Source organism: Parabacteroides sp. CH2-D42-20 (genome assembly GCF_003670185.1).
GTDB lineage: Bacteria > Bacteroidota > Bacteroidia > Bacteroidales > Tannerellaceae > Parabacteroides > Parabacteroides distasonis.
Genome location: NZ_RAYG01000054.1, coordinates 1 through 11,036, shown reverse-complemented (window position 1 = coordinate 11,036; position 11,036 = coordinate 1). Strand labels below are relative to the sequence as shown.

Here is an 11,036-nt window from a genome sequence, read left to right as displayed (position 1 = left end):
TATTGGACGATGTGCAAACAACTGAAAAAGGTAATGGCGGAATGCGGAATAGAGAAGCAAATCTCCTACCATTGCGCTAGGCATTGTGGATTGCCTTTATCGTTGAAATTGAATAGTTTGCAACGATTTGTTTCTTGATTGGTAACGATTTAGAAACGAGCGAAGTTCCATATTCTGTCTTTTTTTGCATTAAATCAAAAGAACACTATTCTGATGGCAAAGATAATATTTTTTAATATAATCCCAATGTGTTCGAATCTTTTTTGTAGAATAAAAGTCTATATATCCTCTTTATAACTATATAGCATTTATACATAATACAATAATTAGCTACGAGAGGTATTCTCTGTTGACAAATATACAGCATTTAAGAAATGCTATTAAACCATTCATTGTCATTATCACATATTTCTTATCTACTATATAACGTTGATATTTTAAAGATTAGTATTTTTCTGCTTTTTGTATTTTACGAGTTCTCTATCTCATCAAAATGAACAAAAAATTTCAACTTTTCATCAACATTAAGATTGAAATAAGTATAAAGCTCAGGTACAATTGGAACAAAAATCTTATCTTTTGTTAAAATCGTGGCAGAGCGTATACTTTTCCCGCCTGTAGAATCAGGAATCTTACGTGTCAATTCTAAATCATAATAAAGAGTATTTTTCCCCATTGCATCTGTGAAAATGTAAATAAGGCGGTGCATACTCCAAAGTATCCTTGTTGTATGAGGGTTAGAAAAGAATATTCTTTTCTGGTTTACCATCTTATCTGTCAATGCCATAAACATTTTATTATTCTGTAGAACTGGCGTTATAACATCTGTTTTAAGAATACGAAGTTTTGTTTCTACATCTAGGCACAAAATAGATGGCATTGGCATTATATCTTCATTGTTTACATTTTTAATAGCATCCTCCGATACATTCAATGTATTATTACTAATATTTGTAATGACCTCTGACACATCACCAACTTGAGATTGATTGATTGTTTGCTGATGCTTATTCCGTTCAGCTTTAGCAAACTTCACAAATTCTTCTGGCGTAATCTCATCAGCTCTTAATTTCCCAATCATCTCATCCATTGTACCTGTCATTTCATAAGGAATAATATACTCATCTTTTGTGTTATGAAGAACCCGAGAAATATAATCTGTACGTTCTTTTACTCCCTTGGGTATAAAAGCTGAAAATTGCTGATAAAGTACAACTCGCACAAAATCTTTTGCTAATGGAGTAAATAAACGATAATTGTCATTCCTTATTGATATAAGCCTTTGAATATCACTATTATTTGGAGAAATGTATATGCAAAAAATCCCCTTGTTAAGATCATGAGTAACAAAGACATTAAGCATATGGGAGATATCAGCAAACTTCACATCAAAATCCTTAACATAGTAATCTTCTTCAATAATACTTCGTAATTCGTTAACAATAAAGAATTGATCAATTGTTAGTTCTTTGCTTTCATACTCCCTAATTACTTGGATGTTGTTTGGTATTGATTTTACACCTATTTTCTCTAAATAGTTTCGCTGTATTCTTTTTCTGTAGGTACTATCAGAAATGGACAAAACATTATTTTCCGAGTTTTTAAACTTAGCAAGTACCGTAGAATCTACACCGTCTGCATATTTGAATTCAGATGCATTTAGGCTTGTTATATTACCAAGTCTAATGTATTTATCTTCATTCGCATATTTTATATTAATGTGCGAAGCTTGCGCTATATTAAAATGACTATATAGATATTGCAAAAAATTACGATAGTTATCACAAATTGGATCTTCCGCAATAACAGATGTCCATGAACTTTCTACAGACTGAACTATCGAAGTGACGAGACTTACTGATTCACGGCTAACAGCCTCACGCCCTGCTGTAGGGACAAGATTATCCAAATTAACAATACCTCCGAATTCATAAATAGATGGTACGTTTATACTCGCTAGTCCAAAACCGTTTCTAAGACCTAAAATTCCCTTATCCCGTGTATTTAGATACAAATAGCCATTTATTGGACTACCTTGTATTGCTATGTCATAAATTACAATATCTACAGATAAAGGAAATTGATTATTATATCCTATATCTAACTTATATGATAACCGAGAATCTGTCACCTCCTTTGCTATGATTTTTTTTACAAAATCAATCTTTTTTTGAGGGAATTTTTGTCCGTTAATGGTTACAGGTATTTCTATGTATTCGATATATTGGCGCAAGTAATTAATTGCGTTAATAACGCTAATTGAACCAGGCTGATCAAGTGTCACTGTTATACAAGTACCATAAGGAATCGACTGATTTTCTATTGGAGTTACTGGTATGGAATTTTTAATGTTAATTTTTTCTCTTTGAGCTTCTGATGTATAGGCAGTTTTTTCTCCGTATCTATGTGTTTGAATTTCAAGCTTAGTACACACTCCAAAATTTGCTAATGCACCTATTCCAAAATGCCCTACTACACCTGCAGCTATAGACTGGGGATTATTTTTCCCACTATTACCCGCTTTCCAATAGTTATTTGCTAATATGTCCTTATTCATACCTATACCATTATCCTCAATAACTATTTGCTCGTTGGTAATATTTATTTTTATATACGGTTCAAAGTCAGAATCTATCAATTTCCTTTCCAAAATAGCATCGTATGCATTCTGCACATTTTCTCTTAACATTGCTAAAGGGGAATCATATAAATCATTACCAAGCAAACGAATCATCTGCTTAGCATCGAATTCCATAGAAACATACATCGTATCGCTCATATATTACTATTTTTTAAGGTAGTTAGAAGAGAATTGACATTCGAGTCATTTAATTTATAAATATCTCTATCAGCTATAATTTCCTGAATATAATTAGAATTACCGGCTTGTTGTGCTGCGACTATTTTCAAAACAGCATCTTCTATACTTGTGACTTTACCTACGTTCTTAAAAACGTAGTCATAGTCTTTTACTTCCTTTAAATATAATTTAAAAATGGGCGTAAAATCCTTACCAGTTTTCTGTTGTAACAGTTTAATGGCTTCACATGCTTGATGAAAATCACCACTAATTTTACATTCTCTATCTATTTTTAATAGAATGTCGTTAATTGACAGTTCCCTAAGCCTGATATCATAATGTATCTTATTGGTAGAATTAGAAAGGGGTTTCAAACGCCAATGAGGAATCTTGTTATTACGATTGGGATTAAAATCTTCACGTATGTTTATGTCAACAGCTGCATACCCATTTCCCTTTTCTATTTCTATGATATTGTATTGTCTGCGACAATTAGGAGAAAGGACTTTTTCACCCCCAAATAATGTGCCTGAACTGATTAATAATAATCTTTGGGTTAATTTATCTTTTTGTAAAAGCAAATCTGAGTATTCTTCAGCAACTTGTGTGTAATGTTGATGCCCATATAACCCCATTTGGATATTACAACTAAGCAGGTTGTTCAAAAAGGCACGATCTATATAATTTGTTTCCATAGGTCTACCATAGAAATGATGATGCCATACAGCAATATTTAAATACCCTGCATTGTAACAATCTGTCAGTTCTTTACACACGGAATTTAAAGCTTCTTCTGTTATACTTCCCGTGTCGCAAAGATGGTCAAGACGATGGCAACTATTGAAACAAGAAAAACAAATTTCATAAATATTATCAATAACAACAAATGCCTTTTCTTCTGGATTGTTAGGATATTGTCTAATCCCATCATAGAATTTATTGTAGAATTCAACAAATTGGCTAAAACGACTATTATAGATAGCGGGATCCATAATTTCATAGAATTGGCAGTCTTTCCAATTCCAACGTAAGTCCGTTGCTCCAGAAAAGAATGAATGTAGACAACATTCATACTTTTGGGTTGCTGGTATCATACTTGCCATAGTTGCATTTCGGTTCACATCGTGATTACCAGGAACTATAATAAGCCTCTTTCTATCTCCTTTCAAAAAGAAATGACAAATGTCTGATAGGAATAATGCCACATTATCATATTGTTGTCGAATTTCATCATCGGTATATGCCCCTTGAATAAGATCACCACTTACAACCACAAAAGAAGGTGCTAAAATACACTCGTTTTCAGTATAGTATTCAAAATCTCTTCTCATAGATTGAAATAGAGAGGCATACTCAACCCCGGGGGCTTTATGAATATCCGAAATATGAAGTATGCTGTATTTCATATAATCTCATTTAATTCATCTATTTTAATTGCAAAGATAGCAATTTTTAATGAATTACCGGCTATAATTGCCTGAATTTGTATTTCAAGCCATACTCTTCCAGCTTGCTGTACAGCGTCGTACGTCCTATTCCGAGCAGTTCAGCGGCAACCTTACGGTTTCCGTTCGCCTGTTTCAACGCACGCAAAATCCGTTCCTTGTCTTCTGCGTCATTGCGCAGGGCGAAGCTGACGGGTGAGGTCGGTTTCGTCACGGCAAGTTCCAGATGCTCTTTTGTAACAAGACCCGTCTGTGCCTGTAACACCGCACCCATGATTTTTTGCCGAAGTTCACGGACATTGCCCGGCCACGCATGGGTCAGCAATGTCTTGCGGGCTTCTCCGTCAAAGCCGATGACATCGCATTTCAGTTCCCGGTTCGCAATTTCACGGAAGAACTCAGCCAGCGGCATGACGTCCTCCTGACAGTCGCGCAACGGCGGAACGGTTATCTCGAAATCGTGCAGACGGTACAACAAGTCCTGCCGGAAACGCTTTTCATTGACCGCTTTTTCCAAATCCTCGTTGGTGGCGGCGATGATGCGGACATTGAAACTACGGTCAGACTTGTCGCCAACGGGACGGAACCGCCGTTCCTGTATGGCTCGCAGAAGCATCTGCTGGGTTTCCGGTGCGAGGTTGCCCACCTCGTCTAAGAACAGCGTACCGCCTTCCGCCTCGTGGAAATAACCTTTCTTGGTGCTGTCCGCACCCGTGAATGCCCCTCTGACGTGTCCGAAGAAAGCCGACGGCGCAAGTTCTTTGGTAAGCGAACCGCAGTCCACAGCCACAAACGGCTTTCCTGCCCGCTTGCCCTTATCGTGCAGCAGGTGGGCGATATGCTCCTTACCAGTGCCGTTCTCCCCGAAAATCAGTACACTCATGTCAGTAGGAGCCACCAGCCTTATCCGCTTCATGATGGCTTGGAACGCCGAGCCGTCACGCGAGAACAGGGGCATACGGCTTCGTCCGATATTCCGTTCTTTTAATATGTTCCGTAGCAAAGGGACGAGCTTGTCTTCCACAAGCTGCTTGGGTATGTAGTCCAGTGAGCCGAGTTTCATGCTTTCAACCGCCGTATGCACTTCGGCATAGTCGGTCATGATAATGAACGGCTGCATCCTGCCCTCCTTGCGCATCCAGCGCAAAAGGTCGATACCGTTGCCGTCGGGCAGGCGCAGGTCGGAAACCACGATGTCCCCGTCTGCGGCCTGTTGCAGATATTTCTTCGCAGTCGAGAGGTGGAATGCTTGCACGGTGCGGAATCCCTCACGTGCCAGCAGGTTGCAGACAAACTCACAATATACGATGTTATCCTCCACCACGATAATTTTTGTTTTATCCATTTTCGTATTTTCTCCTTTCTTCTTTTGCCAGCTGGATAATCTCCGAACCCTTATCCAGCACAGCTTTTACAGCATTGCCAATTGTTTTATCGTCAGGTGTGCCATCGCAATGAAGCAATTTGTATAGTTCCCTTAACGGCTGGTCGGCACGGAGTATCTCCCATGAACTTCGCAGGTGGTGTGTCAGGGCGTCCAGTTCCTGAAGGTCTTTCTTTAGACCCGCTTCCCTGATTGCCTGCATTTCCTTTTCGGTTTCCGTTATCAGTTTCTCCAACATGACGGCTTCATTCCCGTAGGACAGCAGGGAGGTGAAGTCCGGCTTTTCATTCCGGTTGCCTTTCATGGCGCATTTGTCTGACACCTCCATCAGTTCTGATATGGAGAACGGTTTGAGCAGACATCCTGCAAATCCACGTTTTATAAGTTCCTCCTTGCTACAACTGCCCGAAGCGGTGGTCACGACTACCGGGATAGTCTTTGAATTGCCAACGTTGGAAGTGCGCAACAGTTCCAGCAGCTCGAAGCCGTTTATCTCCGGCATGTTCAGATCCGTCAGAAGCAGGCTGTATTCTTTCCGGCGTATCATTTCCATCAGTTCCGCAGCATCGGTGCAGGTGTCGCAGTGTATCCCTTCCTGTGCATACATTTCTTTCAGCATCAGGAGAAGAACCTCGTCATTGTCGATGGCAATGACATCATGGAATGCACGGTCATGATGAATCCTTGTCTGATTTATCCTTTCCGGCAGTTCCCCGGCTGTCTGCATGGGTATTTTCACCGTGAAACGGCTGCCTTTGCCTTTCTCGCTTTCCAGCCGGATTATGCCGCCGAGCATTGTCACGATACGTTGCACGATGGACAATCCCAGTCCGAAGCCGTCTTTTGCGGCGGCGTTTGACAGACGTTCAAACGCGCCAAACACGCGTTGCTGTTCCTCGTTGGTCATTCCTGTGCCCGTATCTTCGACGATAAGTTTCAGGATGCTGTTATCGTAGTCCGTTCTCAGGGAAACGCCACCGTTCTCCGTGAACTTGATGGCGTTGGACAGCAGGTTGTTGCCGATTTGCAGGATACGTTCCTTGTCGGTCAGGACGACTGTATCCGTTTGATTGGTTATGGTCAGAGCCAGCCCCTTGTTCATGGCGATGGGTGTAAACTCCGTTTCAAGAATGTGCGTGATTGCCGAAATCCGGCAAGGAGAGAAATTCGGCTGTTCCTTGCCGTTATCCAGACGGAAGAAACTCAGCAGGGTGTTGAGCATTTCACGCATACGTTCCGAAGATTGCCGGATATTACGGACATATTGCTCTTTTTTATCTGCATCATTGCCTTTTTCCATCAACGAGGTATAACCGATTATTGCGGTTAAAGGTGTGCGCAGTTCATGGGTGATGGTATGCACGGCTTTCTTGCGAGAGGCTATCAGAGCCTCGTTTTGCTCTACCGACTGTTGCAACTGTCCTATTAAATCAGTCGTTTTCTGTTTGTACCGTTTGATTCGGTTGGCATTACGGTGTATGATGATATATGAGATTACCAGCAGGAGGAGGACGAATCCTGTCAGGCTACCTATCTGCATAAACGACTGTTCCCCCATGGCGGTTATCCCGGCTTCCCGTTTTTGCAGATCGGCTTGCACCTTTTTATCCATCTGGTGTATAAATCCGTGCAGTTGCCGGTTAAGTTCCGCATTTCGTACCGCAAGGCTGTCGGTGTGTTCCGACAGACGGCGGCTTTGTGCCCGTTGCTCGGTTATCATGTCCCGGTCGAGGGAACGGAGCATTGTTGTGGTCACGGTTGGCTTTGGCTTTTCTTTCTTGCCGAATATGCCGAGAAATCCTTTCCGCTTCGGTTTTTGCGGTTGTTCCTGCACACTTTTCTGTACGATTACGGGTATTTGACGAGTGATCTTATCGTTGATGGCTTGTTGCTGCTCAAGTACCTGCACGATTTGGCGCATCTGTCGTTCCTTATCTTCAAGAAGATGGCGTACACTGTCTATGCGCTCTGTCGGATAAATCGTTTTGAAACGGCATAGCATACTGTCCATTGCCATGCGTTGATAATGGTAATGTTCCAAATCTGCATCTTCCCACTCCAATACAGTCTCGCCCGATAAAGATAGCTCAATAAGAAAAACAAATATTTCGTGCGATTCTTGGCGAAAAGTATCTATATGACGATTTTGAACTTCCAATTTCTCTAAATCGCACCACTCTTTATACCAAATATACATTATGCCGATAACCAATAATGCCATCAGCAAATAGCCGAGCGAAATTAGATTCTTGATTGATTTCATATTGCCTGTAATTTATCCCAACGTCCATCTTTCAGATAAGGCAAAAATTCCCGTATCTTATCTACCGACCAGTCCCACCATTTCAAAGCCTGCATCTGTTCTATCCTATCAGGACTGAACCGCTTTCGTATCTCCTTTGCGGGGATACCACCCACAATGGTATAGGGCGGCACATCTTTCGTCACAACCGCCCTTGTACCAACAATAGCACCGTCACCGATATGGACACCAGCCATAATAACGGCTTCATAGCCTATCCATACGTCATTGCCTATTACGATGTCGCCTTTGTTGTCCCAAGCAGAAGCCACATTTGCCTTATCCAATTCCCAATCTTCATAAAATAGCGGGAACGTGTAAGTCGATAGTGATTTCAGGGTATGATTGGCGCAGTTGAACAGAAATTTTGCACCGCAAGCAATAGAACAGAACTTTCCAATTATCAGCCGTTCATGGTTAATGGGATAGTGATACAACACATTGTTTTGCTCAAACAGACACGGGTCTGAAACAAAAGCATTGTAAATGGTATAGTCGCCTATTTCGATAGACGGGTCTTTTACGACAGCATTCAAATAAACGGTTTGCGTGTCACCTTTACGGGGATATATCTTGTTCATCATAACTTTCAGTTCTTAGTATTGTTTATATTTAAGATAAATGACGGATTGTGTACCAAGCAGCATTACATATAAGTATTCCACTGCCCAATATGCCGCTAACGGAACATCACAAAAATCTAATCCCCATAAGCAGAACAGATAAGCAATAGTAGTTATCACCTGAAAAATGAATACCGTCCGTGTAGCTCCCGTTCCGGTTGTAGCATTCAGATAGACGTAACCGGGTAGTGCAAAGAAGTAATTCAATAGCATGACAAGAAAAGGTGGCCATGCAAGCTGTACGATAGCGGTATTTTCCGTATAAGCCCCTATAATGTGCTGGTGAAAGAACAACGCAAAAGCAATCAGTGGAATGCCTGTCGCATATCCTAAACGGATAATCTTATGGCAAAGCGGAAATACTTTTTTCTTTTCACCTGCTCCAATCAGGTTACTCACCAAAGAACCGGTGACACCTGCCAATGCATTGACGATAACGGAAAACAGTGCGGAAACACTTCTTACAATGTTTGATACTGCCAATTCCGTTTCTCCCAAACGTTCGATAGCTACGAAGAACAGAAACCAAATGGCTACACTTGTAAAGAACTGGAGCATACTCCATACCGAGATAGAAAATACCTCTTTCAATACCGTTATATCAATACGCCAGTATAAGCCATACGCTTTTTTATCAATGTGCCGAAACATATATGCAACCAATACAGCCAGCGAACACATTTCGGCAAATGAAGAAGCGATAGCCGCTCCCGATATACCCATATCGAAGCCGAATATCAGGAGCCAGTTCAGCGGAATGTTTACCAGTACGGCAGTGAAAGCTGCCATGTTCAGAGCTTTTGTCTGTGTAATGCCTACCAAAAACGAGCGTAACGCAAGGAACGGGAAAGAGAACAACAATCCCCAAATACGCCAATCCAAATAGCAGATAACCGCATTATAAACATCATCCGAAGTTATCAGATGTTTCAACAGAACGGGAGAAAATATCTTGGATAGCAGACAGAGGAGTACCGCCAGTATTAGCAAGAAAAACAATCCCTGAAAGAACGTTTTTCCCGTTTCTGCATACCGCTGTTCTCCGTTACGGCGGGCAATTACCACTTGCAACCCCAAACTGAACCCGAAGCCGAGCATATAAATTGCCAAGAACCATATTCCGGCAAGGGCAGATGCGCCCAGTTCTACATCACCCACATGCCCCAAAAACAAAGCATCGGTAATATTTATCAGTTGTTCAATCAGGATGCTCATCATTACAGGAAAAGCGATGAGCCAGATTTTCTTATAGGTATAATTCATTTGTTCAAACCAATATGATACAATACATCCTGCCGCTTTAAGCAGCACGACAATCTTATAGATTTATAATAAGGGATAATGACAAAACAATAACAGGCAAACTTAAAACATAAGCCTGTCTATTGCTGAATAGCAATAATTTGAAGTGCTATTCGTTGAGCGTAGCTATATGCACAACTACCATTTCATATTGTTGAACAACTATTTATTTTTCTGTTAGTTCTGCAAAGATAGCGTTTTTCCCTGAACTTATATTCTCAATTTATCAATTTCTTTCTGAACCCCATCTAAAAAGCGGGAAGCGTGCGCCCCGTCCATTTGCGTGTGGTGGAACTGGAAAGAAACGGTAAGCGTCGTTTTCAGCAGGCGGCGTTTGTATTTGCCCCAAATAAGAAACGGATTATTAAAAATGCCGCTATACATCCCGACAGCACCGTCTATTTCATATTGTGCCAATGCGGAAGTTCCGATAACCATGCTTTCCGTCAAGTCGTGATTAACGCAACTTTCAGCCACTTGTTTGGTAAGTTGCAGATAGTGTTGGTTAAACAAAGATAAATCATCGCAGAAAGGAATATCACACGAACTTACCTCGCCCTCTCTGTTGGCGACAATGGTGTTTACTGCAATGGTATCGTACTGCATCAGTTTACCGCCAACGGGCAGCAGATAAAATTCTTTCACGTTTCTTGCGGCTTTGCCGATGCACCAGCACATCAACATATTAAACTTCATGCCCGATTTCCGGCTGATTTTCACAAGGCGTGACACGTTGAGTGTCTTAAAGAACGTCACCATTGGCATAGGTGCGTTCATCCACATTTCAAAGGCGTATGCCCGGCTGGTTTCTTGGGGATTTACTACTTTCATACTTAATGCTATTTTCATTTAATGAATCAGGTCGCAAAAGTAGGAGAAACGTTTGACCCCGGATAGAACAAACGGGACATTTATATGGGATTGGTGAACAAATCGGAATATGGATTTGATACTTTCAGCAAAGACATGGGCGTATATCCGCAGAATTTCTTGAACTCCCGGATAAAGTGCGACTGGTCGGCATAACCACTGGCATATGCTATTTGTGCCTGATTAATTTCTTTGCCCGCTTGATGCTGCATCTGCGCCAAAGCCTTTTGGAAGCGGACAATACGGGTATATTCTTTGGGATTGATGCCTACAAATGAATGAAACAACCGCTCAAACTGTTTTTTACTTA

General features: G+C 41.1%; 8 protein-coding genes and 1 pseudogene. 1 reads left to right on the top strand and 8 read right to left on the bottom strand.

Annotated elements, in window-relative coordinates:
- Positions 1-138, top strand: a pseudogene (locus D7V92_RS22775) (site-specific integrase); the annotation flags it as partial.
- Positions 139-469: 331 nt separating this feature from the next.
- Here the strand turns inward: D7V92_RS22775 and D7V92_RS21140 are convergent.
- The 8 genes from D7V92_RS21140 to D7V92_RS21105 form a co-directional block, all read right to left on the bottom strand.
- On the bottom strand, positions 470-2,779 hold the full coding sequence (locus D7V92_RS21140; protein ID WP_121773720.1) for an ATP-binding protein: 2,310 nt from the start codon (positions 2,777-2,779) through the stop codon (positions 470-472).
- Positions 2,776-4,206, bottom strand: a complete 1,431-nt coding sequence (locus tag D7V92_RS21135) for a metallophosphoesterase (RefSeq protein ID WP_121773719.1) — start codon at positions 4,204-4,206, stop codon at positions 2,776-2,778. Before D7V92_RS21135 ends, D7V92_RS21140 begins: the two co-directional genes overlap by 4 nt.
- Before the next feature lie 61 nt (positions 4,207-4,267).
- The gene (locus tag D7V92_RS21130) at positions 4,268-5,590 is read right to left on the bottom strand and encodes a sigma-54 dependent transcriptional regulator (RefSeq protein WP_121773718.1); all 1,323 of its coding nucleotides are present in this window, start codon (positions 5,588-5,590) and stop codon (positions 4,268-4,270) included.
- Positions 5,583-7,892: an ATP-binding protein gene (locus D7V92_RS21125; protein WP_121773717.1), complete on the bottom strand. Its 2,310-nt coding sequence runs from the start codon at positions 7,890-7,892 to the stop codon at positions 5,583-5,585. The genes D7V92_RS21130 and D7V92_RS21125 overlap by 8 nt, the downstream gene beginning before the upstream one ends.
- Positions 7,889-8,515, bottom strand: coding sequence for a CatB-related O-acetyltransferase (locus D7V92_RS21120; protein ID WP_121773716.1), 627 nt, complete (start codon positions 8,513-8,515; stop codon positions 7,889-7,891). Before D7V92_RS21120 ends, D7V92_RS21125 begins: the two co-directional genes overlap by 4 nt.
- Before the next feature lie 12 nt (positions 8,516-8,527).
- Complete coding sequence (locus D7V92_RS21115; protein WP_199718931.1) at positions 8,528-9,817, bottom strand: MATE family efflux transporter; 1,290 nt, start codon at positions 9,815-9,817, stop codon at positions 8,528-8,530.
- Positions 9,818-10,066: 249 nt separating this feature from the next.
- On the bottom strand, positions 10,067-10,687 hold the full coding sequence (locus D7V92_RS21110; protein ID WP_121773714.1) for a CatA-like O-acetyltransferase, family 2: 621 nt from the start codon (positions 10,685-10,687) through the stop codon (positions 10,067-10,069).
- A gap of 80 nt (positions 10,688-10,767) precedes the next feature.
- Positions 10,768-11,036: helix-turn-helix domain-containing protein (locus D7V92_RS21105; RefSeq protein ID WP_147441536.1), on the bottom strand; the 269-nt coding region annotated here is incomplete at its 5' end.